The organism is Oceaniglobus roseus (genome assembly GCF_002869745.1).
In the GTDB taxonomy this organism is placed as follows: Bacteria; Pseudomonadota; Alphaproteobacteria; order Rhodobacterales; family Rhodobacteraceae; genus Oceaniglobus; species Oceaniglobus roseus.
The window spans coordinates 1-26684 of the sequence record NZ_PNOS01000041.1 but is presented as its reverse complement, the minus strand read 5'-3'; the positions used below and the strand labels follow the sequence as shown (position 1 = coordinate 26684).

The 26684-nt window shown below is 69.1% G+C and carries 24 protein-coding genes and 1 tRNA gene; 15 read left to right on the top strand and 10 right to left on the bottom strand.

What is annotated here, in order from left to right; genetic code table 11:
• Positions 1-2: 2 nt before the first annotated feature.
• Positions 3-3410: an indolepyruvate ferredoxin oxidoreductase family protein gene (locus A7B20_RS17600; protein ID WP_102109895.1), complete on the bottom strand. Its 3408-nt coding sequence runs from the start codon at positions 3408-3410 to the stop codon at positions 3-5.
• A gap of 159 nt (positions 3411-3569) precedes the next feature.
• On the opposite strand from A7B20_RS17600, the gene A7B20_RS17595 reads away from it, so the two are divergent.
• The 6 genes from A7B20_RS17595 (at position 3570) to grxD (ending at position 8379) form a co-directional block, all read left to right on the top strand.
• Positions 3570-4478, top strand: a complete 909-nt coding sequence (locus A7B20_RS17595) for a LysR family transcriptional regulator (protein ID WP_102109894.1) — start codon at positions 3570-3572, stop codon at positions 4476-4478.
• Between the two features lie 328 nt (positions 4479-4806).
• Positions 4807-5196: a hypothetical protein gene (locus A7B20_RS17590; RefSeq protein ID WP_102109893.1), complete on the top strand. Its 390-nt coding sequence runs from the start codon at positions 4807-4809 to the stop codon at positions 5194-5196.
• Positions 5197-5343: 147 nt separating this feature from the next.
• Entirely contained in the window at positions 5344-7518 is a 2175-nt protein-coding gene (purL, locus tag A7B20_RS17585) for a phosphoribosylformylglycinamidine synthase subunit PurL (protein ID WP_102109892.1), read from the top strand.
• 117 nt (positions 7519-7635) lie between these two features.
• A complete protein-coding gene (locus A7B20_RS17580) occupies positions 7636-7878 on the top strand; it encodes a BolA/IbaG family iron-sulfur metabolism protein (RefSeq protein WP_102109891.1) in 243 nt (80 codons plus the stop codon).
• Complete coding sequence (locus tag A7B20_RS21345) at positions 7875-8024, top strand: hypothetical protein (protein ID WP_157937721.1); 150 nt, start codon at positions 7875-7877, stop codon at positions 8022-8024. Before A7B20_RS17580 ends, A7B20_RS21345 begins: the two co-directional genes overlap by 4 nt.
• On the top strand, positions 8017-8379 hold the full coding sequence (gene grxD / locus A7B20_RS17575) for a Grx4 family monothiol glutaredoxin (RefSeq protein WP_102109890.1): 363 nt from the start codon (positions 8017-8019) through the stop codon (positions 8377-8379). Before A7B20_RS21345 ends, grxD begins: the two co-directional genes overlap by 8 nt.
• 200 nt (positions 8380-8579) lie before the next feature.
• Here the strand turns inward: grxD and A7B20_RS17570 are convergent, their stop codons facing one another.
• Together A7B20_RS17570 and A7B20_RS17565 are read right to left on the bottom strand one after the other, a co-directional pair.
• Positions 8580-8996, bottom strand: a complete 417-nt coding sequence (locus A7B20_RS17570) for a cell division protein ZapA (RefSeq protein WP_102109889.1) — start codon at positions 8994-8996, stop codon at positions 8580-8582.
• The gene (locus A7B20_RS17565; protein WP_102109888.1) at positions 8989-9450 is read right to left on the bottom strand and encodes a hypothetical protein; all 462 of its coding nucleotides are present in this window, start codon (positions 9448-9450) and stop codon (positions 8989-8991) included. Before A7B20_RS17565 ends, A7B20_RS17570 begins: the two co-directional genes overlap by 8 nt.
• Positions 9451-9651: 201 nt before the next feature.
• Between A7B20_RS17565 and tkt the strand changes: the two genes are divergently transcribed.
• Positions 9652-11673 (top strand): transketolase, encoded by a 2022-nt coding sequence (gene tkt, locus A7B20_RS17560; RefSeq protein ID WP_102109887.1) that lies wholly within the window; start codon positions 9652-9654, stop codon positions 11671-11673.
• Positions 11674-11796: 123 nt separating this feature from the next.
• On the opposite strand, the gene A7B20_RS17555 is transcribed toward tkt, so the two are convergent.
• Together A7B20_RS17555 and A7B20_RS17550 are read right to left on the bottom strand one after the other, a co-directional pair.
• Positions 11797-12885: a sensor histidine kinase gene (locus A7B20_RS17555; RefSeq protein WP_102109886.1), complete on the bottom strand. Its 1089-nt coding sequence runs from the start codon at positions 12883-12885 to the stop codon at positions 11797-11799.
• 82 nt (positions 12886-12967) lie between these two features.
• A complete protein-coding gene (locus A7B20_RS17550; protein ID WP_102109885.1) occupies positions 12968-13327 on the bottom strand; it encodes a DoxX family protein in 360 nt (119 codons plus the stop codon).
• Between the two features lie 147 nt (positions 13328-13474).
• On the opposite strand from A7B20_RS17550, the gene A7B20_RS21450 reads away from it, so the two are divergent.
• Positions 13475-13615, top strand: coding sequence for a hypothetical protein (locus tag A7B20_RS21450; protein ID WP_172961052.1), 141 nt, complete (start codon positions 13475-13477; stop codon positions 13613-13615).
• A 139-nt stretch (positions 13616-13754) separates the two neighbouring features.
• Positions 13755-14756: a type I glyceraldehyde-3-phosphate dehydrogenase gene (gap, locus tag A7B20_RS17545; RefSeq protein ID WP_102109884.1), complete on the top strand. Its 1002-nt coding sequence runs from the start codon at positions 13755-13757 to the stop codon at positions 14754-14756.
• A 112-nt stretch (positions 14757-14868) separates the two neighbouring features.
• On the opposite strand, the gene A7B20_RS21785 is transcribed toward gap, so the two are convergent.
• Complete coding sequence (locus tag A7B20_RS21785; protein ID WP_342747275.1) at positions 14869-15501, bottom strand: PRC-barrel domain-containing protein; 633 nt, start codon at positions 15499-15501, stop codon at positions 14869-14871.
• Between the two features lie 299 nt (positions 15502-15800).
• Here A7B20_RS21785 and A7B20_RS21445 point away from each other — a divergent pair, with 299 nt between their 5' ends.
• Positions 15801-15962, top strand: a complete 162-nt coding sequence (locus A7B20_RS21445) for a hypothetical protein (RefSeq protein WP_172961051.1) — start codon at positions 15801-15803, stop codon at positions 15960-15962.
• Between the two features lie 167 nt (positions 15963-16129).
• A tRNA-Leu gene (locus A7B20_RS17535) sits at positions 16130-16213 on the top strand.
• Between the two features lie 149 nt (positions 16214-16362).
• Here A7B20_RS17535 and A7B20_RS17530 read toward each other — a convergent pair.
• Complete coding sequence (locus A7B20_RS17530) at positions 16363-17235, bottom strand: NAD(P)-dependent oxidoreductase (protein ID WP_102109883.1); 873 nt, start codon at positions 17233-17235, stop codon at positions 16363-16365.
• A 99-nt stretch (positions 17236-17334) separates the two neighbouring features.
• Between A7B20_RS17530 and A7B20_RS17525 the strand changes: the two genes are divergently transcribed.
• Both A7B20_RS17525 and A7B20_RS17520 read left to right on the top strand, forming a co-directional pair.
• Positions 17335-19803 (top strand): penicillin acylase family protein, encoded by a 2469-nt coding sequence (locus A7B20_RS17525; protein ID WP_102109882.1) that lies wholly within the window; start codon positions 17335-17337, stop codon positions 19801-19803.
• 124 nt (positions 19804-19927) lie between these two features.
• Positions 19928-21859, top strand: a complete 1932-nt coding sequence (locus A7B20_RS17520; RefSeq protein ID WP_102109881.1) for a hybrid sensor histidine kinase/response regulator — start codon at positions 19928-19930, stop codon at positions 21857-21859.
• A 6-nt stretch (positions 21860-21865) separates the two neighbouring features.
• On the opposite strand, the gene A7B20_RS17515 is transcribed toward A7B20_RS17520, so the two are convergent.
• The gene (locus A7B20_RS17515) at positions 21866-23533 is read right to left on the bottom strand and encodes an ABC transporter permease (RefSeq protein ID WP_102109880.1); all 1668 of its coding nucleotides are present in this window, start codon (positions 23531-23533) and stop codon (positions 21866-21868) included.
• A gap of 84 nt (positions 23534-23617) precedes the next feature.
• Between A7B20_RS17515 and A7B20_RS17510 the strand changes: the two genes are divergently transcribed.
• Positions 23618-24496, top strand: a complete 879-nt coding sequence (locus tag A7B20_RS17510) for a hypothetical protein (protein WP_157937720.1) — start codon at positions 23618-23620, stop codon at positions 24494-24496.
• 36 nt (positions 24497-24532) lie between these two features.
• Here the strand turns inward: A7B20_RS17510 and A7B20_RS17505 are convergent, their stop codons facing one another.
• Positions 24533-24832, bottom strand: a complete 300-nt coding sequence (locus tag A7B20_RS17505; protein ID WP_102109878.1) for a DUF2312 domain-containing protein — start codon at positions 24830-24832, stop codon at positions 24533-24535.
• Positions 24833-24978: 146 nt separating this feature from the next.
• Here A7B20_RS17505 and A7B20_RS17500 point away from each other — a divergent pair, with 146 nt between their 5' ends.
• On the top strand, positions 24979-25194 hold the full coding sequence (locus tag A7B20_RS17500) for a hypothetical protein (protein WP_102109877.1): 216 nt from the start codon (positions 24979-24981) through the stop codon (positions 25192-25194).
• A gap of 15 nt (positions 25195-25209) precedes the next feature.
• On the opposite strand, the gene A7B20_RS17495 is transcribed toward A7B20_RS17500, so the two are convergent.
• Positions 25210-26684, bottom strand: a 1475-nt coding sequence (locus A7B20_RS17495; RefSeq protein ID WP_102109876.1) for a 3-hydroxyacyl-CoA dehydrogenase family protein, incomplete at its 5' end; no start/stop codon positions are given.

Below are 26684 nucleotides of genomic sequence, written 5' to 3'. Positions count from 1 at the left end.
CCCTATTCGGCCGCCTTGTCGAACCTCTCGCCGCCGCTGCGGATGATGTCGAGCAGGGCCGCGCGCTGCTTGGCGGCCTTCGCGGCATTCGCCTCCTTCACCGGCCCGAAGCCCCTGATCTGCAACGGCAGTTCCGCCAAAGCCACGATCGCGCCGCGGGTGTTCGGCCCGAGCTTCGGCAGCACCTCGGCCATGTCCGCCTCGTACTGCCGGATAAGTGCGCGCTCCATCCGCCGCTCGCCGCTGTAGCCGAACGGGTCGAGCGGCGTGCCCCGGAGAAAGCGGAACCGCGCGAGCGCCGGGAAGGCCCTTTCGATCCAGGGACCGAAGGCGCGTTTGGCCGGACGTCCGTCGGGTCCGGTGCGGCTGAGGATCGGCGGAGCGAGGTGGAAGGTCAGCTTCAGGTCGCCGCCGAAGGCCTCCTGAGCCTTGGCGCGGCTGTCCTTCAGCAGTCGGGCGACTTCGTATTCGTCCTTGTAGCCCAGCAGCTTGTGATAGCCTCTTGCCACGGCGAGACGCACCTCGTCGTCCGCGATCCCGTCGACCATCCGGCGATAGCGCCTCGCCAGCCGCTGGCCCTGATAGGCGGCCAGGTGGCGTTCGCGGAAGGCGATGCGCTCGGCGGTCGAGGTCGGCAGGCTGACCACTTTCGGCTCCAGGATCTCCCTCACCTTCGACGGGTTCAGCGCCGCCCACCGGCCCAGCTCGAAGGCGCGGCGGTTGCCGTCGACGGCGGCGCGGTTCAGCTCGATGGCCCGGTCGATGGCCTCGAAGCTCAGCGGGACATAGCCGTGCTGCCACGCGGCGCCGAAGATCATCATGTTCGAGAAGATGGAGTCGCCGAGCAGCGCCTTGGAAAGCTCCGACGCATCAAAGAGTTGCAGGCGGTCCTTCAGGCGCGCCTCCAGCGCAAGGGACAGCCGTTCGGTCGGGATGCGGAACTCGGTATTGCGGGTGAACTCGCCGGTGATGATCTCGTGCGAATTGACCACGCCGCCGGTCTTGCCGGGCTTCATCAAGCCGATGGTCTTGGCCCCCGCCGACACCACCAGGTCGCCGCCGATCAGCACGTCGGCCTCGCCCGTGGCGACCCGTATCGCGCTGATGTCGCCGGGCGAATTGGCGAGGCGGCAGTGGATGTGGACGGCGCCGCCCTTCTGGGCAAGCCCGGCCATCTCCATCATGCCCGCCCCCTTGCCGTCGAGGTGGGCCGCCATGGCCATGATCGCGCCGATGGTCACGACGCCGGTGCCGCCGACGCCGGTGATGACGACGTTGGTGGTGCCTTCGATCGCCGGGATTTCCGGCATGGGCAGGTGGCCGGTGTCGACCTCCGCGGTCGCCTCCTTGCGGATCTCGGCGCCTTCGACCGTGACGAAAGAGGGGCAGAAGCCCTTGAGACAGCTGTAATCCTTGTTGCACGAGGACTGGTCGACGGCGCGCTTGCGTCCAAGCTCGGTTTCGACCGGGACGAGGGAGACGCAGTTGGACTGCACCCCGCAATCGCCGCAGCCCTCGCAGACGTCGGTGTTGATGAACACGCGCCTGTCGGGGTCGGGATACTGGCCGCGCTTCCTGCGGCGGCGCTTCTCGGCGGCGCAGGTCTGGACGTAGATGATGACGCTGACCCCGGTGTGGCGCGCGTAGTTCTCCTGCACCGACGCCAGTTCCGCCCGCTCGTGGGTCGTCACCGCCTTCGGGAAAGCCTCGAGCGCCACGTCCTCCTTCTCGTCATAGACCACCGCGACGTGCTTCACCCCCATCGCCAGCACCTCGCGGGCGATCTGCTGGGGCGAGAGGTCGCCGTCGTTGTGCTGCCCTCCGGTCATGGCGACGGCGTCATTGAAGAGGATCTTGTAGGTGATGTTCGTGCCCGCCATCAGCGCGAAGCGGATCGCCTGGACGCCGGAGTGGTTGTAGGTGCCGTCGCCGAGGTTCTGGAAGACGTGGGGCGTCTTCGAGAACGGCGCCTCGCCGACCCAGTTCGCGCCCTCGCCCCCCATGTGGGTGAAGCCGCTGGTCGCGCGGTCCATCCACTGCACCATGAAGTGACAGCCGATCCCGGCATAGCCCCGCGACCCCTCGGGCACCTTGGTCGAGGTGTTGTGCGGGCAGCCCGAGCAGAAATACGGCAGGCGGGCCGCGATCTCGGGCGCGTTGTCGGATTTCCGCGCCTCGGCAAGACGGGCGAGCGCGCCTTGCAGGGCGTCGGTGCCCCGGCCCTCGTCGACGAGGATCCTGCCCAGCTTCTCGGCGATCATCACGGGGTCGAGCGCGAAACGGGTCGGGAACAGTTCCGGCCCGTGGGTCGTGCCCATCCGCCAGCCCCAGACGCGGCGGCCCTGCCGGTCGTCGAAGATCGCCTCCTTGATCTGCACCTCGATCAGCTTGCGCTTCTCCTCGACGACCACGATCAGGTCCAGCCCCTCGGCCCAGTCGTGGAAACTGTCCATGTCCAGCGGGAAGGTCTGGCCGATCTTCCAGGTGGTGATGCCGAGACGCTCGCATTCCGCGTGATCGAGCCCCAGCAGCGACAGGGCATGAGTCAGGTCCAGCCAGTTCTTGCCGGCCGCGACGAAGCCGATCTTCGCGCCGGGCTTGCCGTGGATGCGCCGGTCGATGCGGTTGGCCTTGGCGAAGGCCTCGGCGGCAAAGCGCTTGTGGTCGATGATCCGCGCCTCCTGCGGGATCCAGTGATCGCCGAGGCGGATGTTGAGCCCGCCCTCGGGCATCTGGAACTCCGGCAGCACGAAGGACATGCGATCGGGCGAGCCGTCGATGACCGAGGTCACCTCCACCGTGTCCTTCATCAGCTTCAGCCCCGCCCAGAGCCCCGAGAAGCGCGACAGCGCGAAGCCGTAGAGGCCGAAGTCGAGGATCTCCTGCACCCCCGCCGGGGACAGGACCGGCATGTAGGCGTCGACCATGGCCCAGTCGGACTGGTGGCAGACGGTCGAGCTTTCGCCGGTGTGGTCGTCGCCCATGGCCATCAGGACGCCGCCGTGGGGCGAGGTGCCGGCCATGTTCGCGTGGCGCATGACGTCGCCCGACCGGTCCACCCCCGGCCCCTTGCCGTACCAGAGGCCGAAGACGCCGTCGTACTTCCCCTCGCCCCTCAGTTCCGCCTGCTGGGTGCCCCAGAGGGCGGTGGCGGCCAGATCTTCGTTCAGGCCGGGCTGGAAGACGATGTCGGCGGCGGTCAGGTCCTTCGTCGCCTGGGCCATCACCATGTCGACGGCGCCGAGCGGCGAACCGCGGTAGCCGGTGACGTAGCCGGCGGTGTTCAGCCCCGCGGCGCGGTCGCGGGCCTTCTGCATCAGCATCAGGCGGACCAGCGCCTGGGTGCCGTTCAGCAGCACCTGCGATTTTTCGAGATCGTAGCGGTCGTGAAGCGTTACATCCTGCCGCATTTCGTTCACTCTCCGCCCGTACTTTTCCGACAGGAGTCTAGGCCACTCCTCCGGAGGTGACAAAATGAATAAATCGCGCGTTCGGCATTTGCGATTGATGCTGCGCTGCGGCATAGACGAGGCGCGCTGGCGCGCTTCCTGCGGGATGGACCGGATAGAATGGATTGGGACAAGCTGAGAATATTCCACGCGGTGGCCGATGCGGGCAGCCTGACCCATGCCGGCGACGCGCTGCACCTGTCGCAGTCCGCCGTGTCGCGGCAGATCCGGGCGCTGGAGGAATCGCTGAACACCACCCTGTTCCACCGCCACGCCCGCGGCCTGATCCTGACCGAGCAGGGCGAGCTGCTGCATGACGCGACGAAGGCCATGGCGCGCAGGCTCGACACCGCGGCGGCGCGGATCCGCGACAGCGAGGAGGAGGTCTTCGGCGAACTGCGCGTGACGACGACCACCGGCTTCGGCTCGCTCTGGCTGGCGCCGCGCCTTCCGACGCTGTTCAAGAAGTATCCGGACCTCAAGATCGACCTGATGCTGGAGGAGCGGGTGCTGGACCTGCCGATGCGCGAGGCCGACGTGGCGATCCGCATGAAGGAGCCGAGCCAGGCCGACCTGATCCGCAAGCGGCTGATGAACATCCGCATGCGCCTCTATGCCTCGCCGCAGTACCTCGCCGAGGCCGGCACGCCACGGCGCCTGTCGGACCTGTCGAACCACCGCCTGATCTGCCAGAACCCCGGCTCGCACCAGGTGCAGGCCGGCGCGATCCTGGTGCAGGAGCTGCTGACCTACGACATCCCCTCGCTGTTGACGGTCAACAACTATTTCGGGGCGTTGCAGGCGGTCCTGAGCAACCTCGGGATCGGCGTGCTGCCCGATTACGTGATCGAGGATTTCCCGGCCATCGTGCGCGTCCTGCCGGATGTCGAGTCCGGCGACGTGCCCGTGTTCCTCGCCTATCCCGAAGAGCTGCGCCAGTCCAAGCGGGTGCAGGCCTTCCGGGACTTCGTGGTGGAAGAGCTGTTCGCTCATCGCCAGCGCCAGCGCGAGAACGGGACCGACGACTGAGATTGCCGCGATCCACCGCTATGCACCTCGCGCATACCGGCCTTGCGAAGGGAACGCCGGTTTCTTCTTGAAACGCCAAGGGCGCAGGCATAACTGCCTCATCAGAAGGCAGGACAGCCCTCGCGGCAGTTCTTCTTCTACCTCCCTGTTGGACTACGGCCGAGCCCTTGTGCTCGGCCTTTTTTTTGCGCCCCTCGTCCGGCACGACACTGCACGGCGGCATCAAGCCATCTTCCGGCAAAATTATCGTTTCAAGGCAACCAACTGCCGCGTCGCGCGTTTAGCGGGCAACGATGCATCAGCATCCACACAGTGTTGGAGATTGAAAATGTTCAAGACGCTCAAGATCGCCGCCCCGCTGACCGCCCTCGCCCTGCTGGCCTCGCCCGTCTACGCGCAGGCCACCGTGACGAACACCGAGGACGCCGTGACGGTCGAGACCGCGAAGATCGCGCCCGACGCCTCCGTCGAGGGCATGAAGGCCGACGATGTCGTGATGGCGACCAGCGGCGAGCTGTTGGGCAAGATCGTGTCGGTCGTCCCGCGCGACGGCGATACCACCCAGTACATCATCCAGGTCGACCAGACCGTCAGCCCCGGCGCCGAGAAGAACGTGACCCTCGACTCCACGCACTTCAGCCGGGTCGGCGAAGACTATGTCGTCAACGCCGACTACAACGAGTTTCTGATGCTCGTGGAAGAGCAGAACCCGGCCTGATCCACGATCGATCCAACTTGCGGGGGCGCCTTCCGGGGCGCCCCTTTTTCGTGCCGGGGTCCGGTCGCCCGTGCCCGCGCGTCGAACTGGCCCTTTCCGTCCGCAGGCCGCTTGTCTATGACGTGGCAAGCCGCCGCGGAGACTGCCATGACCGAGCCTGCCATCACCGAAGACCGGATCGCCGCCCACGGGCTCAAGCCCGACGAATACGCGCGCATCCTCGAAATCATCGGCCGCGCCCCGAGCTTCACCGAACTCGGCATCTTCTCGGCCATGTGGAACGAGCACTGTTCCTACAAGTCCTCGAAGAAATGGCTGCGCACCCTGCCCACCACCGGCCCCCAGGTGATCTGCGGCCCCGGCGAGAACGCGGGCGTGGTCGACATCGGCGACGGGCAGGCGGTGGTCTTCAAGATGGAGAGCCACAACCACCCCTCCTACATCGAGCCCTACCAGGGCGCGGCGACGGGCGTCGGCGGCATCCTGCGCGACGTCTTCACCATGGGCGCGCGACCCGTGGCGGCGATGAACGCGCTGTCCTTCGGCGTGCCCGCCCACCCGAAGACCCGCCAGCTGGTCAGCGGCGTCGTGGCCGGGGTCGGCGGCTACGGCAACTGCTTCGGCGTGCCCGTGGTCGGCGGCGAGGTCCGCTTCCACCGCTCCTACAACGGCAACTGCCTGGTGAACGCCTTCGCCGCCGGCCTTGCCGATGCGGATTCCATCTTCTACTCCGCCGCCTCGGGCGTGGGGATGCCGGTGGTCTATCTCGGCGCCAAGACCGGACGCGACGGTGTCGGCGGGGCGACCATGGCCTCGGCCGAGTTCGACGAGACTATCGAGGAGAAGCGCCCCACCGTCCAGGTCGGCGACCCCTTCACCGAAAAGCGGCTGATGGAGGCCTGTCTGGAGCTGATGGCGACCGGGGCCGTGATCTCGATCCAGGACATGGGCGCGGCCGGCCTCACCTGCTCGGCCGTCGAGATGGGGGACAAGGGCGGGCTCGGCGTGCGGCTCGACCTCGACCGGGTGCCGGTGCGCGAGACGGGGATGACCGCCTACGAGATGATGCTGTCCGAAAGCCAGGAGCGGATGCTCATGGTCCTGCGCCCCGAGAAGGAGGCCGAGGCGAAGGCGGTGTTCGACAAGTGGGACCTCGACTTCGCCGTGGTGGGCGAGACCATCGCCGAGGACCGCTTCGTCATCGTCCACGGCGGCGAGGTGAAGGCCGACCTGCCCCTGAAGGCGCTTTCCGGCACCGCTCCGGAATATGACCGCCCCTGGGTCGAGACCCCTGCCCCGGCCCCCTTCCACGAGACGCTCGAGATCGACCCGATGGAAGGGCTGAGGGCGCTCATCACCTCGCCGAACTATGCGGCGAAACAGTGGGTCTATGAACAGTACGACACCCAGGTGATGGCCGACACGGTCCGCGTGCCGGGCCTTGGCGCCGGGGTGATCCGGGTCCACGGAACGGACAAGATGCTGGCCTTCACCTCGGACGTCACCCCGCGCTACGTCAAGGCCGATCCCGTCGAGGGCGGCAAGCAGGCGGTGGCCGAGGCGTACCGCAACCTCGTCGCGGTCGGCGCGACACCGCTGGCCGCCACCGACAACCTGAACTTCGGCAACCCCGAGAAGCCCGAGATCATGGGCCAGTTCGTCGGCGCGATCAAAGGCATCGGCGCGGCCTGCGAGGCGCTGGGGATGCCCATCGTCTCGGGCAACGTCTCGCTCTACAACGAAACCGACGGCACCGGCATCCTGCCGACCCCCACCATCGGCGCCGTGGGCCTTATCGCCTCGCCCGAGGAGCTGATCGCGGGGCAGCCGCAGGAGAACGACTATGCGCTGCTGATCGGCGCGCCGGGCAGCCACCTCGGCCAGTCGGCCCTCCTGGCCGAGGCCTTCGGGCGCGAGGAAGGCAGCGCGCCGCCGGTCGACCTCGCGGCCGAGCGGGCGCACGGCGACTTCATCCTCGCCAACCGCCACCTCCTGAACGCGGCCACGGACCTCGCCGACGGCGGCCTCGCGCTCGCCGCCTTCGAGATGGCGGAGGCGCACGGGATCGGCCTTGTCCTCGACGACACCGACATCGCCCGCCTCTTCGGCGAGGACCAGGCCCGCTACCTCGTCGCCTGCTCCTTTGACGCCGCCGAGGCGCTGATGCAGGCCGCGGCCGCCGCCGGCGTCCCGGTCTCGACCGTCGGCCGGTTCGGCGGCGACGCCGTGTCGATCGGCGGTACCAGCTACCCGATGGCGACGCTCTCCGGCCTCTACCGCACCGGCTTCGCGGCGGCCCTCGCCGCGGGTCTCGTGGCGTGACAGCCTTCTCTTTCCTGCCCGAAGTCCTGCGGGCGCTCTCGGGGCGCGCCGCGGGATGGGCTTGAAGCGCCGACCGCCCCGGCATACCTTCGCAGCGACGACAGGAGGGACGATCCCATGGCGATCCAGGCCAGCGACATCGAGGCATTGATCCGCGAGCGGTTTCCGGACGCGAAGATCACCGTCGAAGGCGACGACGGCGCGCATTTCGCCGCGCTGGTGGTGGACGAGTCCTTCCGCGGCATGAACCGCGTGCAGCAGCAGCGCGCCGTCTTCGCGGCGCTCAAGGGCAAGATGGACGGCTCCCACGGCGAACTGCACGCGCTGGCCCTGACGACCAAGGTGCCGGAGGCGCCTTGAGCTGGCTCGCGACGCTGCTGACCGAGGGATGGCCGCTCTTCGCCGCCCTCGGCCTCGTTCTCTTGATCACCTACGGCGCGCTCCGTCCCTACCTGAAGCAGGACGCCGCCCGCCGCGACCCGAAGAAGGACACTTCCGATGACTGACGCGACGAAACAGATCCAGGATACCGTGACGAGCAACGACGTCGTGCTCTTCATGAAGGGCACCAAGTCGATGCCCCAGTGCGGCTTCTCCAGCCGCGTGGCCGGCGTGCTGAACTTCATGGGCGTCGACTATGCCGACGTGAACGTGCTGGCGGACGAGTCGATCCGCCAGGGGATCAAGGACTTCTCCGACTGGCCGACGATCCCCCAGCTCTACGTCAAGGGCGAGTTCGTGGGCGGCTGCGACATCGTCACCGAGATGACTCTCTCGGGCGAACTCGACACGCTCTTCGCCGAGAAGGGCGTCGCCTTCGACAAGGCCGCCGCCGACAAGATCCGCGAAGCCAACGCCTGAGGCCGCGGCCCCCGTCAACTGAAAGGGCCCGTCCTCGGCCGAGGGCGGGCCCCTTTCGTTTCCGGGTCAGGACAGCAGCGCGCGGGCTGCATGGCCGCAAGGGTTCCGCTCCAGCCGGAGACCGCCCCCCCGACGCGCCCTCGCCGCGCAGCGCCCCGGTGTTTCCCAAACACCGGCTGCACGGCGCCCGGCGCGGCGCCCTAGCCTTGCGCCTTCTCCTCGACGCTGTCGGCGATGGCCTCGGCCCGGGCCGCCATCTCGGCCAGCGACTCGATGACCGAGGACGGGATCACCGGCACCTCGACCCGCTCGGGCGCGGGGCGCGGCGCGTTCTTCAGCGCCTCGATCTCGGCGGCGGCCTGGGCCAGCTGGCTCTGCATCGCGCGAAGCTGCTGCTCGGTGTTGCGCACCTGCTCTTCCATGCCCGCGGTCTTGTCCGCCAGCATCAGCCCCGCCATCAGCAGCATCCGGGATTCCGGCAGGCGGCCGATCTGGCCCACCAGCGCCGAAGCCTCGATGTCCAGCATCCGCGCCGCGGCCTGGAGATAGTGCTCCTCGCCCTCCTGGCAGGCGACCTCGAAGACGCGGCTGCCGACGGTGATCTTGATCTCAGGCACCGGCGCTCTCCTCGACGATGGGTTTCAATTCGGCCAGCAGCTCCGCCAGTTCCTGCCGCTCGGCCTCGCGCTCGGCACGCAGCTGGTCGAGTTCGGCCTGGAGCGCGGCCGTGTCCCCGCCGGAGCCGGAACCGGAGCCCGCATCGGCCTTCAGCGCCGCGTTCTCCTCCTCCAGCGCCGCGATCCGGTCGCGGGCCAGCGAGAGGTCGGATTCCAGCACGCTCACGCGGTTGTCCTGGCGGTCCTTGATGGCGCGCACCCGCTCCTCGAGCTGCGCGGTGACGGCACGCTCGGCCTCGAGTTCGGCCATCAGCTCGGCCGCGGGGGGCAGGCCGGCGTCGGTCTCGGGTTCCGGTTCGGGCGCGGGGGCGGCGCGCTCCAGATGCGCCACATGGGTGGCGATCCGGTCCAGCGCGGCCGAGACCCGTGCCTCCAACTCGGTCAAGTCGTTCATGTGTTACCTGTCCTCATCTTGCCGCCGCCGGGCACGCGGCGCGGTCCCGAATCGCATTTTCCGGCATTTCAGCCATCTAAACCCAAGTCAAACCCGATTTCAGCCCCCTAACCGCCCCGTCGGCAAGGCGGCGCAGCTTGATCTTGGGCTGAACCCTGCTATCACCCGCCGGACCCCCGAGGCAGCCGAAGGATGAACGCCATGGACATCGCCACCCTGCGCGACCGCGACCCCGATCACTGGCAGCGCGCCGCCGCGCTGCGGATGCTGGCCCTCGATGCCGTCGCGGCGGCCAATTCGGGCCATTCCGGCATGCCGATGGGCATGGCCGACGTGGCGACGGTGCTGTTCTCGCGGCACCTGAAGTTCGACGCCGCCAACCCCGACTGGCCGGACCGCGACCGCTTCATCCTGTCGACGGGCCATGGCTCGATGCTGCTCTACGGGCTTCTGTACCTCACCGGCTACGAGGACATGACGCTGGAGCAGATCAAGGACTTCCGCCAGTGGGGCGCGAAGACCGCGGGCCATCCGGAATACGGCCACGCCAAGGGGATCGAGACCACCACCGGCCCGCTGGGCCAGGGGATCGCCAATTCCGTGGGCTTCGCCATGGCCGAGGCCTCGCTGAGCGGGCGGTTCGGCCGGAAGATCGTCGATCACCACACCTATGTCATCGCCGGGGACGGCTGCCTGATGGAGGGCGTCAGCCAGGAGGCCATCGCGCTGGCCGGGCGGCAGGGCCTCGGCAAGCTGATCGTGTTCTGGGACAACAACAACATCACCATCGACGGCAAGGTCGAGATCGCCGACCGCACCGACCAGATGATGCGCTTCGCCGCCTCCGGCTGGCACGTGCAGGAGGTCGACGGCCACGACCCCGAGGCGATCGACGCCGCCATCACCGCGGCCAAGGCGGTGACGGGCCAGCCCTCGATGATCGCCTGCAAGACCCACATCGCGCTCGGCTCCTCGGCGCAGGACACGGCGAAGGGGCACGGGGCGCTGACCGATGCGAAGCTCATCGCCGACGTGCGCGAGGCCTATGGCTGGAGCCACGCGCCCTTCGAGATCCCGGCCGAGGTGAAGTCCTGGTGGGAAGAAGTCGGCCGCCGTGGCGCCGCCGCCCGCAAGGACTGGAGCGAGCGGCTGGCGGGGCTGTCCGATGCGCGGCAGGCACAGTTCAACCGCATGGTCGCGGGCGAGGCGCCGAAGAAGCTCTCCTCGGTCATCCGGGCGCTGAAGAAGCAGGCGAGCGAGGCGGGCCACAAGGTCGCCACGCGGAAGAGCTCGGAAATGGTGCTGGAGGTCGTCAATCCAATCATGCCCGAGACCTTCGGCGGCTCGGCCGACCTGACGGGGTCGAACAACACGCTGACGAAGGACCTCGGCATCTTCAGCCCCGAGGACCGCAAGGGCCGCTACGTCCACTACGGCATCCGCGAGCACGGCATGGCGGCGGCGATGAACGGGCTGGCGCTGCATGGCGGGGTGAAGCCCTACGGCGGCACCTTCATGTGCTTCACCGACTACGCCCGCGGCGCCATGCGGCTCTCTTCGCTGATGGGCGCGCCGGTGGTCTACGTGATGACCCACGATTCCATCGGCCTGGGCGAGGACGGGCCGACCCACCAGCCGGTCGAGCATCTGGCGATGCTGCGCGCGACGCCGAACCTCCACGTCTTCCGCCCCGCCGACACGGTGGAGACGGCGGAGGCCTGGGAGATCGCGCTGACCTCGCCGAAAACGCCCTCGGTGCTGGCGCTGAGCCGGCAGAACCTGCCGACGGTGAGGACCGAGCACAAGTCGAAGAACCTGGTGGCGCAGGGCGCGTACGTTCTGGCCGAGGCCACGGCGAAGCGGCAGGCGATCCTGATGGCGACGGGCTCGGAGGTGTCGGTGGCGATGGCGGCGCGCGACATCCTGGAGGCCGAAGGCATCGGCACCCGGGTCGTGTCCATGCCCTGCTGGGAGCTGTTCGAGGAGCAGGACGAGGCCTATCGCAAGCGCGTGCTGCCGGCCGGTCCGGTGCGCGTGGCCGTGGAAGCGGCGGTGCGCTTCGGCTGGGACCGCTGGCTGTTCGGCGAGCGCGGCAAGCGCGAGAAGTCGGGCTTCATCGGGATGCACGGCTTCGGCGCCTCGGCCCCGGCCGAGGAGCTTTATGCGCAGTTCGGCATCACGGCCGAGGCGACGGCACAGAAGGTGCGCGATCTTTTGAAGTAAGAGCGCGGCCGGCAGGGTCTTCCTGCCGGCCCGCCGCGCCCGCGGGTGCAAGTCCGGGGAGAGGATGCCCTCTCCCCGGACCCCTCTCCCGCACAATGGCGATGTCGCGCTGTCCGTCGCCCGTCAGGCCTGGACCGGGAACACCAGCTCCAGCCGCACGCCTCCGTCGGCATCGTCGTGCAGGAGCGTTCCGTCGAGCTGCTGCGCCGAGGCCTCGATCACCCGCAGGCCCAGCCCGCCGGGGCGGGTGTCGCCGGGGACGAAGCCGATGCCGTCGTCCATCAGCGTCAGCCGGTACTGCCCCTCCTCCGCGGTTCGACCGAGGATCGTGACGGTGCCGCTCCGCCCCTCGGGGAAGGCGTGGCGGAAGGAGTTCTGCGCGAACTCGTTCAGCATCACCGCGACCGCAGCCGCCTGCCGGGAATCGAGCGTCACCGGCGCGATGTCGGTGGCGAGCGTCACGTGGGCCGGGCGCACCCCCTCCATGGAGCCCGCGACGATCTCGAGGTAGCGGGCGAGGTCGATCCGTCCGCCCGCATCGGTGCGGTAAAGCTGTTCGTGCAGCGCCGCCACGGTCTGCACGCGCTGGACGGCGGCCTGCAACGCCGCGCGCACCTCGGGGTTTTCGCTGGCCAGGGCCTGGAGGCGGGTCAGCGCGGCGACGGACTGAAGCGAGTTCTTCACCCGGTGGTCGACCTCGCGGCGCAGGACCTCGGCCTGGTTCAGCGCGCGACGCAGTTCGAGCTGCTTCATCACCTGCTCGGCCAGCACCTTCAGCGCGTGCTTCTGGAGATCGCTCAGCCGCCGCGGCCGGTGGTCGAGCACGCAGAGCGTGCCAAGCCGGTGCCCCTCGCTGCTGGTCAGCTGCGCCCCGGCGTAGAAGCGCATCGCCGCCTCGCCCTGGCAGAGCCGGTTGCCCCGGGTGCGCGGATCGGCCTGGGTGTCGGGCACCTCGAGCAGGTCGTCGTGCAGCAGCGCATGGGCGCAGATCGACTGTTCCAGCGGCGTGCCGCGCAGGTCGGTGCCGATGGCCGACTTGAACACCTGCCGGTCGGCCGCCACGAACGAGATCAGCGCGACCGGGGCCTCGCAGATCGCCGCGGCAAGTTCGGCCACGTCGTCGAAGTCCTTCTCGGGGCCGGTGTCGAGGATGTCGAAGGAGGCAAGGGCGCGGAGACGGGGATCGTGTGCGCCGGTACTGGGTATCGTCATCGAAAGGTCGGCTCGTGGTAACTGCGTGACGGCCCGCAATAGATCAATCCGGCCTGGGGATAAAGCAGGATAAAAGGTGAGGTCAGCGGATGCGCCAGCCGCCGCCGCCGCCCGCCGCCAGGCACAGCAGACCGCCCGCGATGGCCCAGTTCTTGACGAAGATCGTCATCTGCCAGGGATCCGCGGGCAGGAAGTGGAACCAGCTCGTGAACATGCAATAGAGGGCCGCCGACAGGGCCACGGGCCCGAGCCGCCAGCCGAGGATCAGCGCAAGGCCCGCGGCCGCGTTATAGACGAGGGCAGGCCAGACGAGCGCCGTCGGCAGGCCATGATCGGCGAGAAGGCCCATCACCGGCGCGGGATCCATGGCCTTCTGCAACGCCCCGGCGAGGAACAGCGCCGCGATCAGGCAGCGCCCCAGAAGTGCCGTGAGGTCCCGCATGCCGATCTCCCCTCTCGCTCCCGGTATCGCACCCGGGGCGGCGAAAAGGCAACGGCCTTCGGGCTTTGCGGCGGGCGGCGGCGGACGGGCTGTCGCGCGGCCCCCGGCTCTGGCATGATCCCGGCCAGCGGAAGGAGCGGCGCGGAGATGACAAACAGGATCGCCCTGGGCCTGGCCCTGCTGATCTGCGCCTTCGTCGCCTTCGACCTCTACACCGGCGGCGGCAGGCTGCTGTTCCTCGCCCGCCGCTTCGCCGACCTCGTGCAGCACGTCGCCTTCTGGCGCTGACCTCCGGGCGCTCTCCGGTTGACCTTTGCCGCGAAATTCTCATGTTGGCCGGGAATACGGCGCAGACCGGGGCATGACCCTCCGGCCGCGCGGCAGGGGGCCGCGCCCGCGTCTCATAGGGCAAGGGAGACTACGCACCATGACAGTCAAGGTAGCGATCAACGGCTTCGGGCGCATCGGGCGCAACGTGCTGCGCGGCATCATCGAATCCGGCCGGACCGACATCGAGGTGGTGGCGATCAACGACCTCGGGCCGGTGGAGACCAACGCCCACCTGCTGCGCTACGATTCGGTGCACGGCCGCTTCCCGGCCGAAGTGACGACGACCGAGACGACCATCGACGTCGGCCGCGGCCCGATGCAGGTGACGGCGATCCGCAATCCCGCCGACCTGCCGTGGGGCGACGTCGACGTGGTGCTGGAGTGCACCGGCATCTTCACCAGCAAGGAGAAGTGCCAGGCGCATCTGGAGAACGGATCGAAGCGCGTGCTGATCTCGGCCCCCGGCGACGGCGCGGACAAGACCATCGTCTTCGGCGTGAACGACAGCGTGCTGACGGCCGAGGACATCGTGGTGTCGAACGCCTCCTGCACCACCAACTGCCTCTCGCCGGTCGCGCAGGTGCTGAACGAGGCGATCGGGATCACCAAGGGCTTCATGACCACGATCCACAGCTACACCGGCGACCAGCCGACGCTCGACACGATGCACAAGGATCTCTACCGCGCCCGCGCCGCGGCGCTGTCGATGATCCCGACCTCGACCGGGGCCGCGAAGGCCGTGGGCCTGGTCCTGCCCGAGCTGAAGGGCAAGCTCGACGGCGTGGCGATCCGGGTGCCGACGCCGAACGTGTCGGTCGTCGACCTGGTGTTCGAGGCATCGCGGACGACCACGGTGGAAGAGATCAACGACGCGATCCGCACCGCGGCGGACGGGCGGCTGAAGGGCATCCTCGGCTACACCAACGAGAAGCTGGTGTCGTCGGATTTCAACCACGATCCGCATTCGTCGATCTTCCACACCGACCAGACGAAGGTGATGGAAGGCACGATGTGCCGGATCCTGACCTGGTACGACAACGAATGGGGCTTCTCGAACCGCATGGCCGACACGGCTGTCGCGATGGGCAAGCTGATCTGACCGCGGGTCCGCGCACCGGCTGCGCGTGGACCAAAAGAAAGGGCGCGGGGGGTGATCCCCGCGCCCTTGTCATGTCCGCCGGTAGTCATCCGGCGAAATCGGTTGGAACCGTTCAGTTCCAGTAGCCTTCGTCGACGTCCTCGCGCTGCTCCAGCTCTTCCTCGGACAGCCGCGTGACATAGGCATAGGTGCGGTCGTCCACGGCCACGAGGCTGATGTCGTCCACCGGGATCATCACGTGCTTGTCCGCGATGTCGAGGAAGCCGCCGACCTCGCCGACGATGCCGATCATCTGGCCGTCCTTCGACAACACGATGTCCTCGATCTCGCCGATGTTGTTCCAGCCGTCGCCGACGCCGTTGTAGGTCTGCGCCGGATCCCAGCCTTCGTCATTGGCGGGGTTCACGGTATAGATGTTGCCGCCGGTGATGTCGCGGGTGCGGATCAGCTTGCCCTGCATCGAGGCCATGTCGTTCGCATCCCAGTTCTCGCGGTTCTGCATGTCCGAGCTGTTGTCGGCCGACATGGTCTTGTCCTGCATCGCGTCGCCGCTCTGCATGGTGGTGTTGGTGTCGGCGGTCATGTTGCTGTCGTTCTGCATGGTGGCGTTGTTGTCCGCCGCCATGGTGCTGTCGCCCTGGACCTTCGCGGTGCCGTCGGTCTGGTTCTGGGTGGTGTCGCTCTGGGCATAGGCGCCCGTCGCGGCCAGGGTGAGGGCGAGGGTGCTTGCAAGTGCGCGTTTCATGTCTGTCTCCCTTGTCTGTCAGGTTACCGGACCAACAGGACAGCCGCCGCAGTGTTCCGGGATTTTCTGCCCGGACGCCTGGGAAACTTCGCTAACATGCTGTTTTCGATGGATATAAATTCGCACCACCTTCCCGCCGGATCAGGGCCGCACGCGCATTTCAAGAGGATGCCGGAGGCCGCGACCCCTGCACATGCTGCATGGCAGCATTACCGAGCCGGGCGTTGTCCGGGCGCTCCTTCGGGGTCATTTCTGGGGCACGGGCAATGAGGCCCGGGTCACCGAAGAGGACGAAGATGATGGCCCTGATCAACAGCATCCGCTCCGCCGCCGCCAAGCGCGCCGCCTACAACCGCACCGTCGCGGAACTGTCGAAACTGCCGCTCGACACCGCGCTCGACCTCGACATCTACCGCGGCGATGTCCACACGATCGCGCGCCGGGCCGTCTATGGCTACTGAGCCCGGCGACACCGAAGATCCGCAGCAGACCTGAAACGGGCAAGCCGGGTCGGCCTGCCCGTTTCGTGTTTCCGCCACCCCTACACGGCCGCCGCGACCCCGCCGGGCTCCGACCGCCTGACCGCTTGACCGCCCCCTGTCCTCCGGCCTATCAGCAGACGGCACGTGCGGGTGTGGCGGAACGGTAGACGCGAGGGTCTCAAACACCCTTTCCGCAAGGAGTGTCGGTTCGAGTCCGACCACCCGCACCAGTGCATGCCGGAACAGCCCGGAAGTCCCCCCCGCACCCCCATCTTTGCTTTCCAAATATCCTCAGGGGGAGGCGCGCAGCGCCGTGGGGGCAGAATGCCCCCTGCCCGGTCCGCCACCTGGCGATGACCGCCGGGCAGGACGCCCGGAGTCAGCCCCGGTCGCGCAGCCGCTGGATCAGCGCCGAGGTGTCCCACCGGCCGCCGCCCATCTTCTGGACGTCCTTGTAGAACTGGTCGACCAGCGCCGTCACCGGCAGCGAGGCGCCGTTCTCGTTCGCCGTGGCAAGGCAGATCCCGAGGTCCTTCCGCATCCAGTTCACCGCGAAGCCGTGGTCGAAGTGGTTGGCCAGCATCGTCTCGTAGCGGTTCGCCATCTGCCAGGACCCGGCCGCGCCCTGCGAGATCACCTCGACCACCGCATGTCCGTCGAGCCCGGCCTTCTCGGCGAAATGCAGCGCCTCCGACAGCCCCTGAACGAGGCCCGCGATGGCGATCTGGTTGCACATCTTGGTCGTCTGGCCCGCGCCCGACTCGCCGATCCGGCGGCAGAGCTTGGCGTAGATCTCCATGACCGGCTCGGCCTTCGCATAGGCGTCCTCGTCGCCGCCGCACATGATCGACAGCTGGCCGTTCTCGGCCCCCGCCTGCCCGCCCGAGATCGGCGCGTCGACGAAGGCGATCCCCTTCTCCTTCGCGGCGGCGTAGAGCTCGCGCGTCACGGCGGCCGAGACGGTGGTGTGGTCGACGAAGGTGGTGCCCGGCTCCATGCCCGCGAAGGCCCCGTCCTCGCCCAGGCAGACCGCGCGCAGGTCGTCGTCGTTGCCGACGCAGGCCATCACGAATGCGGCACCGGCAGCGGCCTCCCGCGGGGTCGCGGCGTGGGAGCCGCCGTGCTTCGCGGCCCAGGCTTCCGCCTTCTCCGTCGTGCGGTTATAGACCGTCACGTCGTGGCCGGCCTTGGCCAGGTGCCCCGCCATGGGCGCGCCCATGACGCCCATTCCCAGAAATGCCAGTTTCGCCACCGCTTTCCTCCCCGTTCCAAATCGCTTACCTGTCGCCCTACCTAAACAAACGCTCCGCAGGGTCAACTGCCGGGGCGGACCCGCCCGACCCGAGGTTCCATGGCTCTCTACTTCCGCTGGCTGCTGCGCCTCTTCACCGGCCTGATGGCGCTCCTGCTGCTGGCCCTGGTGGTGGTCTACTGGTTCACCAGCCGCTCGATCCCCGATTACAACGCCGATTTCACGGTCCAGGGGCTGACCGCCCCGGTCGAGATCGTGCGGGACAACGCCGACGTCCCCCACATCTTCGGCAAGACCGACGCGGACGTGTACTTCGGGCTCGGCTTCGCCCATGCTCAGGACCGGCTGTGGCAGATGACGATGCTGAGGCGCACGGCCCAGGGGCGGCTGTCGGAACTCTTCGGCCAGCGGACGGTGAAGATCGACGACCTGCTGCGCCGCCTCGACATCTACAACCTCGCCGTCCAGTCGCTGGAGGTGCAGTCGGACGAGACGAAGGCGGCGCTCCGGGCCTATGCGGCCGGGGTCAACGCCTGGCTGAAGGAGGTGAACGCGGGCGCGCGCGGCCGCGGCGCGCCCGAGTTCTTCCTGTTCTCCCCCGAGATCGCGCCGTGGCAGCCCGCCGACAGCCTCGCCATCATCAAGCTGATGGGCTTGCAGCTGTCCTCGCACCTCGCCTCCGAGGTGCTCAGGGCGCGGGTGTCGCTGCTGCTCGAGGACGACCGGGTGCGCGACATCCTTCCGGACGCGCCGGGCAACGGCATCGCCGCGCTGCCGGAATACGCCTCGCTCTTCCCCGATGCCGAGCTGCCGCGCTATGCCGCGATGCCCCCCGTGGAGGACGACCCCCTCTCGCCGTTCAAGCCCGCGGCCTTCGCGGGCGCTTCGAACGTCTGGGCGGCGGCGCCCTCGCGCTCGGCCTCGGGCGGCACGCTGCTCGCCAACGATCCGCACCTCGGCTTCACCGCACCGACGATCTGGTATCTCGCGCGGCTGGAGCTGCAGTCGGGCGGTGTGATCGGCGGCACCATCCCGGGCATGCCCGTGGTGCTGCTGGGGCGGTCGTCGAAGCTCGGCTGGGGGATCACCTCCGCCTATGTCGACGACCAGGACCTCTATATCGAGAAGCTGAACCCCGACAACCCGGAAGAGGTGCTGACGCCCGAAGGCTACAAGAAGCTCACGACCCGCACCTCGATCCTGAAGATCAAGGGCGCCGCGCCGATCACCCTGACGCTGCGCTGGTCCGACAATGGCCCCGTCCTGCCCGGCAGCCACTACAACATCGCCGCGATCACCCCGCCCGGCCACGTCGCGGCGCTGGCCTGGACGGTGCTGTCGCCCAACGACACCTCGATGACCGCCGCGCTGGACCTGATGCGCTCGCAGAACGTGGCCGAGGGGCTGGCGGCGGGCGAGAACTTCATCGCGCCCGCGCAGAACCTGGTGCTGGCCGATGCGGAGGGCATCGCGATGAAGACCATCGGCGCGATGCCGCTCAGGGACATCAACCACCAGAGCCAGGGGCGGATGCCGACCCCGGGCTGGCTGCCCGAGAACCGCTGGCAGGGCCGCCTGCCCTACACCTCGAACCCCGAGTTCGTGAACCCGGTGGGCGGCATCCTCGGCAACACCAACAACAAGACGGTAGACCGGCCCTTCCCGCTCCACGTCTCTTTCGACTGGGGCGACACCCAGCGGATCCTGCGCTGGCGCCGCCTGATGCAGAGCCGCGAGGTGCACACGCGGGAAAGCTTCATCGAGGGGCAACTCGACACCGTCAGCCCCACCGCCCGGGCGCTGCTGCCGCTGGTCGCCGCCGACCTGTGGTTCACCGGCGAGCCCGCGCCCGAAGGCACGCCGGAACGCCTGCGCCAGCGGGCGCTGCAACTGCTGGGCGACTGGAATGGCGAGATGAACGAACATCTGCCCGAGCCGCTGATCTATGCCGCGTGGATGCGCGCCCTGCAGGACCGGCTGATCCGCGACGAGCTGGGGCCGCTGTCCGAGGAGTTCACCCATGTCGATCCCGTGTTCATCGAGCGGGTGTTCCGCAACGTGCAGGGCGCGGGCGTCTGGTGCGACGTGATCCAGTCGGCCCCGGTCGAGACCTGCAAGGACATCGCCCGCCAGTCGCTGGACGAGGCGCTGATCTGGATCAAGGAGACCTACGGCACCGCGCTCGAATCCCTGCGCTGGGGCGATGCGCACGAGGCGACCCACGACCACCCCGTGCTGGGCGACACGCCGGTCCTGAAGTGGTTCGTCGACATCCGCCAGTCCACAAGCGGCGGCGACGAGACGCTCCAGCGCGGGCTGACCAAGGGCACCGGACCGAATCCGTTCCTGAACGTCCACGGCGCGGGCTACCGCGGGGTCTACGACTTCGCCGATCCCGACAGCTCGGTCTTCATCATCTCCACCGGCCAGTCCGGCCACCCGCTGTCGCGCCACTACGACGACCTCGGAGAGCTGTGGCGGCGGGGCGAGTACATCCAGATGACGCTGGACCCCGAACTGGCGCGCGGCGCGGCGGTGGGCATCACCAACCTCCTGCCCGCCGGGTGATCCGCGGCGGACCGACGGGCCGGGCGTACGGCAGAACCAAGACAATTCTCGGCTCTCCCGCGGTTCCCCCGGCAGGCACTTATGCTAACATCGACCGGATTCAGGATCTCCGCGAGGCGTCGCATTGAAGACCTCGGCCCATCTTCCCAACCTCGTCCTCGACGCCATCGGCGCGGGCACCTGGGACTGGGACATCGCCTCGGACACCGTCTGGAACAGCAAGGCCTACGCCCGGATCCTCGGCATCGCCGAGGCGGAGGTCCACCGCCCCCGCCACCTCTGGCAGGACCTGCTGCACGAGGCCGACCGTGCGCGCGTGCTTGCCGCGCTCGAGGAGGCCGTTCGGAACGGCTCCCCCTACAGCGAGCGCTATCGCATCCGGCGGGACGACGGCAGCACCGTCTGGCTCGAAGACATGGGACGCCTGATCGAATCGGACGGGGCGGCCGGTGCGATCCGCATGGTCGGCGCGATCCGCGACGTCACCGAGGAGATGCAGGTCCGCTCGACCCTGCAGGAAAGCGAGCGGCGGTTCACCGAGATCGTCGAAAGCCTGCCGGGCGGCGTCGTTCGCTACCGCGTCAGCCCGGAGGGGGTCAGCCGCTACGGCTACATCAGCCCGACCTGCGCCGACCTCTTCGGCCTCACGGTGGAGGAGATCCAGGCCGACCCCTTCGCGATCCGCAGCCTGTTCTCGCCCGAGGACCAGGCCGTCTTCGCCGAGCATTTCGTGACCCGCCGCGACAACCCCCACCGGTTCGACCGCCTGATCACCTACGTCACCCGCGGCGGTATCCGGCGTCACGTCCACGCCGTCTCGACCCCCGCGCGCCAGGAGGATGGCAGCACGCTCTGGACCTCGGTCCTGCTGGACGTGACACACCAGGTCGAACTGGAACACGAACTGACGCGCTCGCGCGAGTTGTTCCTGCACAGCCAGAAGCTCGACGCCGTGGGGCAGCTGAGCGGCGGCATCGCCCACGATTTCAACAACCTCCTCTCGGTCATCATGGGCAACCTCGAACTGATCGGCGAAGAGGGCGTCTCGGACACCCAGAACGATTACCTGTCCGAGGCGACGGCCGCCGCGCGCCGCGGCAGCGACCTGACCCGCTCGCTCCTGAGCTTCGCGCGCAAGGCCGCGCTGAAGCCCCAGCGGCTGGACCTGAACGACGTCCTGCGGAACATCAATCCGATGCTCCGGCGCACCCTGCCCGCGACCATCGACCTGGAGATGGCGCTGATGGGCGGGCTCTGGGCCGTCGAGGTGGACCGCGGCTCGGCCGAGAACGCGGTGCTGAACCTCGTCATCAACGCCCGCGACGCCATGCCGAAGGGCGGCAAGCTGACGATCGAGACGGCGAACATCCGCCTGACCGACGATTATGTCGAGCAGCGCCACGAGACGGTGCCGCCCGGCCGCTATGTCATGGTGGCCGTCACCGACACCGGCACCGGCATTCCGCCCGGGATCCTGGAACAGGTGTTCGAACCCTTCTTCACGACCAAGGAGGTGGGCCGCGGCACCGGCCTTGGCCTGTCCAGCGCGCTGGGCTTCTCCAAGCAGTCGGGCGGCACCACGCGGATCTACTCCGAGGTCGGCGTCGGCACCTCGGTCAAGATGTATTTCCGCGCCGTGCCCGATGCCGCCGACCGCCCGCCCCTGGCGTTGCAGCCGGGCTCGGGCGATCTGGAGCGGATCCTGCTGGTCGAGGACGAGGATGCGGTGCGCAGGGTGCTGCGCAGCATCCTAGAACGCGAGGGGTTCCGCGTGCTGGAGGCCGCGACCGGCGACGAGGGGCTCCAGCTCTATCTCGAGGCCCGGCCGGTCGACCTCGTGCTGACCGACATCGTGATGCCCGGCAAGCTGATGGGCACCGCCATGGTGAAGGAGATGCGCAAGCACGATCCCGACCTGCGGGCGATCTTCATCTCCGGCTATCCGAACGAGGCCGCGATCCACGGCAACGGGCTGCAGGCCGACGACGTGCAGATGATGGAGCCGGTGGCGCGGCTGGACCTGCTGCGGGCGATCCGGAAGGTGCTGGCGACCTGAGGCGCCTCAGCGGTTGGTGCGCGCCAGAAGCGCCACCGCGACCATCCCCACCGCCATCACCATCAACGCCGCCGGCGCCGCCTCGCCGATCCGCTCGAGCGAGGCCTGCTCGTGCACCCGCGTCGCCAGCGTGTTGTAGTTGAACGGGCGCAGCAGCAGGGTCGCGGGCAGCTCCTTCACGCAGTCCACGAAGACCAGCAGCAGCGCCGTGCCGACCGAGCCGCGGATCAGCGGGACATAGACGTCGCGCAGCGTGCCGCCCGCCGTGCGCCCGAGCGCGCGCGCCGCCATCGGCAGGCTGGGCGAGACGCGCCCCATGGCCGCGTCCGCGGCGCCCTGGGCGATGGCGAAGAAGCGCACCATGTAGGCCAGGACGATCGCCGCCGCCGAGCCGGTGAGGATCAGCCCCGGATCGTTGCCCGTCAGCGCCGTCCAGGCGTCGGCCACCGCGTTGTCCACCCCGGCCAGCGGGATCAGCAGGCCGAGGCCCAGAACGGCCCCCGGCGCGGCATAGCCGATGGTCGTCACCGGCAGCAGCAGCCGCGGCAGCGCGCGCCCCGTCAGCCTGACGCCGTAGACCAGGAACAGCCCCGCGACGACGGTCAGCACGGCCGCGAGCCCACCCACGGCCACGGTGTGCCAGAGCGCCTTCAGAAGCCCCGGATCGACCCAGCGGTCGGGCTTCGACAGCGCGTGGGCCGTGATGACGGCGACGGGCAGCACGAAGCCGACGACGAAGGGCAGCGTGCAGAAGGCGGTGGCGGCCCAGCCGCGCCCGCCGGCGAGCGGCATCCTCTCGACCCGCCGCTGCTGGCGCGAGAGGCGGTAGAAGCGCGAGTTCCGGCGCGACAGCTTCTCCAGCGCGACAAGGCCGAGGACGAGCGCCAGGATCACGCAGGCGATCTGCGCCGCGCCGCCCGCGTTGCCGGTTTCCAGCCAGACCGAGAAGATGCCGGTGGTCAGCGTCTGGACGGCGAAATACTCGACCACGCCGAAGTCGTTGACCGTCTCCATCATCACGATGGCCACGCCCGCCGCGATGGCGGGCCGCGTCAGCGGCAGGCCGACGCGCCAGAACAGCGCGACCGGCCCGGCCCCGAGCGCGCGGGCGACCTCGTAGGCGCAGCCCGACTGCTCCCGCAGTCCCGCGCGGGCGAGGAGATAGACGTAGGGATAGAGCGAGGCCGCCAGCACGATCACCGCCGCCCCGCGCGAGCGGATCGGGGGAAACCAGTAGGCGCGGGAATCGGCCCAGCCGAACATCGCGCGCAGCCCGGTCTGCACCGGCCCCGCGTATTCCAGGAAGTCGACCAGCGCATAGGCCCCGACATAGGCCGGGATCGCCAGCGGCAGCAGCAGCAGCCATTCCAGCGCCTTCACGCCCGGAAAGCGGTACATGACGACCAGCCAGGCCGTCAGGGCGCCGAAGGTGCCCGCCAGCGCCCCCGTCCCCGCCATCAGGATCAGGGTGTTGCCCATGTAGCGGGGCAGCGTGGTGGACAGCAGGTGCGGCCAGATGTTCTCGGACGGGTGGAACGCCAGCCAGAAGACCGAGATCAGCGGCAAAAGCACCAGCGCCGCGATCGCCAGCGCACCCACCGACCAGGGGTCGAGGCGCAGCCGCGGGAAGGAAAGGTGCGGGACCGGCGAAACTTGAGTCTTTTGATCGGCCATTGTGCCGCAGCCTTAGCCCTTTCCGCTTTGACTGTCCAGAAACTCGCGATACACCCGGAAGGCCTCGCCGCGAAAGGGAAAGACTTGGACGTAGCCATCCACCTCGGCGCCCATTGCACCGATGCAGACCGGCTGATGAAGACGCTCCTGCGCAACCGCGACGTGCTGTCGGCACAGGGGATCGAGGTGCCGGGACCGGGCCGCTACCGCGACGTGCTGCGCGACGTGATGGACCGCCTCCGGGGCGCGCAGGCCGACGCGACGACGGTGGACGTGGTGCTGGAAACGATGCTGGACCGCGACGAACCCGCCCGCGTCGTGCTGTCGAACCACAACTTCATCTCGGCGCCCCAGGCGGTCCTGGACTTCGGGCAGATCTATCCGAAGATCGAGAAGGCCGCCTGGCTGCGCAACATCTTCCCCGATGCGCGGGTCTCGTTCTTCCTCGCCCTGCGCAACCCCGCCACCTTCATTCCCGCGCTCTTTTCCGAGACGGGGGGCCGGCCCGAGGATTTCCCCGCCTACCTCGAACAGGCCGAGCCCGAGATCCTGCGCTGGTCCGATACCGTCGCCGCGCTGCGCGAGGCCTGCCCCGACTGCCCGGTGACCGTCTGGTGCTACGAGGACGCGCCGCTCTACTGGGGCGAGATCGTCCGCCGGATCGCGGGCGTGGACGCCTCGGTGCCGCTTCAGGGCGGCTTCGACATGCTGCGCGCGGTGATGAGCGGCGAGGGCATGAAGCGGCTGCGCGCCTATACCAAGGGCCATCCGCCGCAGACCGAGCAGGTGCGCCGCCAGGTGATGACCGCCTTCCTCGACAAGTTCGCCCTGCCCGAGGCGGTGGAGGAGGAGATCACGCTGCCCGGCTGGTCCGACGCGCTCGCCGCCCGGCTGAGCGCGCTCTACGAGAACGACATGCGTGCCGTCGCGGCCCTGGACGGCGTGACGCTGCTGGCGCACTGACGCGGAGGTGCGGGCAGCTCCTCCGCCGAAGGGGCCTCAGGACATGCCGAGCGCCTGCATGTACATCTCCAGTACCGCCTCTTCCTCGGCGATGTCGTCCTTGTCGCGCTTGCGCAGCGCGATGATCTTGCGCATCACCTTGGTGTCGTAGCCGCGGCCCTTCGCCTCGGCCATGACTTCCTTCTGGGCCTCGGCGATGTCCTTCTTCTCCTGCTCCAGCCGCTCGAACCGCTCGATGAACTGGCGCAGCTCGTCCGCAGTGATGCGATAGTTCGAATCCGCGGGGGTGGCTTCGGGGCCGAAATCGGGGCCCGACCCGGAGGTGGTGTCGCTCATCTCGATATCCTCGTGGCTAATTTTGCGCCGATCCCTAAAGCCGGGCGCGCCCTGTCGCAAGCCCCGCGGGGACCCTGCCGCGCCAAGTTGCGCGCGGGCCGGCGATCGGGTAGGGCTGCGCCCCGGAGAGCAACGGGGAAGGAGCGATGGACACGGTGATCTGGAGCGGAGCCGCGCTTTCGGCGGCGGGCCTCGTCGGGCTGGTCTGGTGCATCGTGCTGGCGATGCGGGCCCGGCGCGCCGGGCTGGACGACGCGGCGCTCAGGGCGCGGCTGCAGAAGCTCGTCGTGGTGAACATGGCGGCGCTGCTCGCCTCGCTCATGGGGCTCGCCGTGGTGATCGTCGGCATCATCCTCGGCTGAACGGCCGCGCGGGGATCAGAGCGCCGCGCCGCTCAGCTTCGCCCCCTCCTTGATCCGCGCGCTGAACAGCGGCGAGACCGGCAGCCCCGGGAAGCTGCGGCCAAGCTCCCGCTCGATCGCGACGAGACCGCGCTGGTCCGCCGCGATCATCGGCCCGCCGCGCCAGCGCGGAAACCCGAGCGCGTGGACGGCCGCCACGTCGATGTCCCCCGCGCGCAGCACCGTGCCGTCCTCGACCATCCGCGCGCCCTCGTTGGCCAGCGCCGCAAGGCAGGCCTGCTGGATCTGCTCGGCGCTCCAGGCGCGGGGGGTGACGTTGTCGGCCTCGGCCATGGCCTGCATCACCGCGCGCGCGCTCTCGTCCTTGCCGCCGGGCCGCCCCTCGCGCCAGCCCATCAGCCCGGCGCCGCTCTCGCGTCCCTTCAGCCCCACCTCGACCAGCGCGTCGAGCAAGGTGAAGCCGGTGACGACCGGGACGCCGCGCCCGGCGATGCGGTGACGGCGCGCCAGCACCCGGTCCAGCCCCTCGGCATCCATGGAAAGACAGGGCGCGGCGCGCAGTCCGTAGGCGATCAGCGCGTCGTCCACCGCCTCGGCCTTGGCACCGGCGATCAGCAGGCTCTCGATGGCCAGCTCCAGCGCGGTCTGGAGCCGCTGCACCACGAAGCCGGCACGGTCGGCGCTGCGTACCACCCGCTTGCCAAGCCTGCGGGCAAGGGCGACGGCGGTGGCGACGTGGCGCCCCTGCCCCGCCGCCCCGGCCGGGATCACCAGTTCGGCCAGGGGCGCACCCTGCCCGCTTCCCGGGACATGCAGCGCCAGCACCTCGCCCGGCCGCTCTGCCGCGGCGCCGAGCGCGCCGATGCCGAGGCTGCCGGTCGCGCTGAGCAGCAGGGCGCCCGGCGCGGCCATCAGGCCGATGGCACGCCAGAGCTCGCGCTTCAGCTCGACCGAGTCCGGCGCCGCCTCCCACACGGCATCGACTCCGGCCAGATCCTCGAACCCCGCCTCGGGAGAGAGGCGGGCAAGGCGCCTGTCGCGCTCCTCCTCGCCCAGCCGCCCCTGCTCCACCTGGCCGTCCGCCGCCGCCAGCACCCGCTCCAGCACCTCGGCCCGCGCCGTCGGATCGAGCTCGACCAGCGCGACTTCCAGCCCCGCGTCAAGGCAGGCCGCAACGATTGCAGCCGCCCGGGCCGTGGCGCCGACCACCGCGATGCGGCGCAGCGGGGCGGGATCGGCGCCCGCGGCCTCGGGCATGTCCCACGCTGCCGCCTCGGCCGCCGCGAGCGCCGACAGCGCCTTCGCGGGGGCGCCGGCCGCGCAGTCCTGCCAGGCGGCAAGCTCCATCTCCATACCCGTCTCGTATGGCACGAGGATCGACGCCTCGACGCATTCGACGATCCGTCGGCCGGCCTCGACCGGCTGGCCCTTCTGCGCCCGCCGTGCCTTCGCCGTGGCGGCCATGAACGCGGCGGGATCGGCAGAGCCGT

Bases quoted from the DNA above. Each gene is read 5' to 3' on its own strand.
- A7B20_RS17600 (WP_102109895.1), bottom strand. From the start codon at position 3,410: ATGCGGCAGGATGTAACGCTTCACGACCGCTACGATCTCGAAAAATCG.
- A7B20_RS17595 (WP_102109894.1), top strand. From the start codon at position 3,570: ATGGATTGGGACAAGCTGAGAATATTCCACGCGGTGGCCGATGCGGGC.
- A7B20_RS17590 (WP_102109893.1), top strand. From the start codon at position 4,807: ATGTTCAAGACGCTCAAGATCGCCGCCCCGCTGACCGCCCTCGCCCTG.
- purL (WP_102109892.1), top strand. From the start codon at position 5,344: ATGACCGAGCCTGCCATCACCGAAGACCGGATCGCCGCCCACGGGCTC.
- A7B20_RS17580 (WP_102109891.1), top strand. From the start codon at position 7,636: ATGGCGATCCAGGCCAGCGACATCGAGGCATTGATCCGCGAGCGGTTT.
- grxD (WP_102109890.1), top strand. From the start codon at position 8,017: ATGACTGACGCGACGAAACAGATCCAGGATACCGTGACGAGCAACGAC.
- A7B20_RS17565 (WP_102109888.1), bottom strand. From the start codon at position 9,450: ATGAACGACTTGACCGAGTTGGAGGCACGGGTCTCGGCCGCGCTGGAC.
- tkt (WP_102109887.1), top strand. From the start codon at position 9,652: ATGGACATCGCCACCCTGCGCGACCGCGACCCCGATCACTGGCAGCGC.
- A7B20_RS17555 (WP_102109886.1), bottom strand. From the start codon at position 12,885: ATGACGATACCCAGTACCGGCGCACACGATCCCCGTCTCCGCGCCCTT.
- A7B20_RS17550 (WP_102109885.1), bottom strand. From the start codon at position 13,327: ATGCGGGACCTCACGGCACTTCTGGGGCGCTGCCTGATCGCGGCGCTG.
- A7B20_RS21450 (WP_172961052.1), top strand. From the start codon at position 13,475: ATGACAAACAGGATCGCCCTGGGCCTGGCCCTGCTGATCTGCGCCTTC.
- gap (WP_102109884.1), top strand. From the start codon at position 13,755: ATGACAGTCAAGGTAGCGATCAACGGCTTCGGGCGCATCGGGCGCAAC.
- A7B20_RS21785 (WP_342747275.1), bottom strand. From the start codon at position 15,501: ATGAAACGCGCACTTGCAAGCACCCTCGCCCTCACCCTGGCCGCGACG.
- A7B20_RS21445 (WP_172961051.1), top strand. From the start codon at position 15,801: ATGGCCCTGATCAACAGCATCCGCTCCGCCGCCGCCAAGCGCGCCGCC.
- A7B20_RS17525 (WP_102109882.1), top strand. From the start codon at position 17,335: ATGGCTCTCTACTTCCGCTGGCTGCTGCGCCTCTTCACCGGCCTGATG.
- A7B20_RS17515 (WP_102109880.1), bottom strand. From the start codon at position 23,533: ATGGCCGATCAAAAGACTCAAGTTTCGCCGGTCCCGCACCTTTCCTTC.
- A7B20_RS17505 (WP_102109878.1), bottom strand. From the start codon at position 24,832: ATGAGCGACACCACCTCCGGGTCGGGCCCCGATTTCGGCCCCGAAGCC.
- A7B20_RS17500 (WP_102109877.1), top strand. From the start codon at position 24,979: ATGGACACGGTGATCTGGAGCGGAGCCGCGCTTTCGGCGGCGGGCCTC.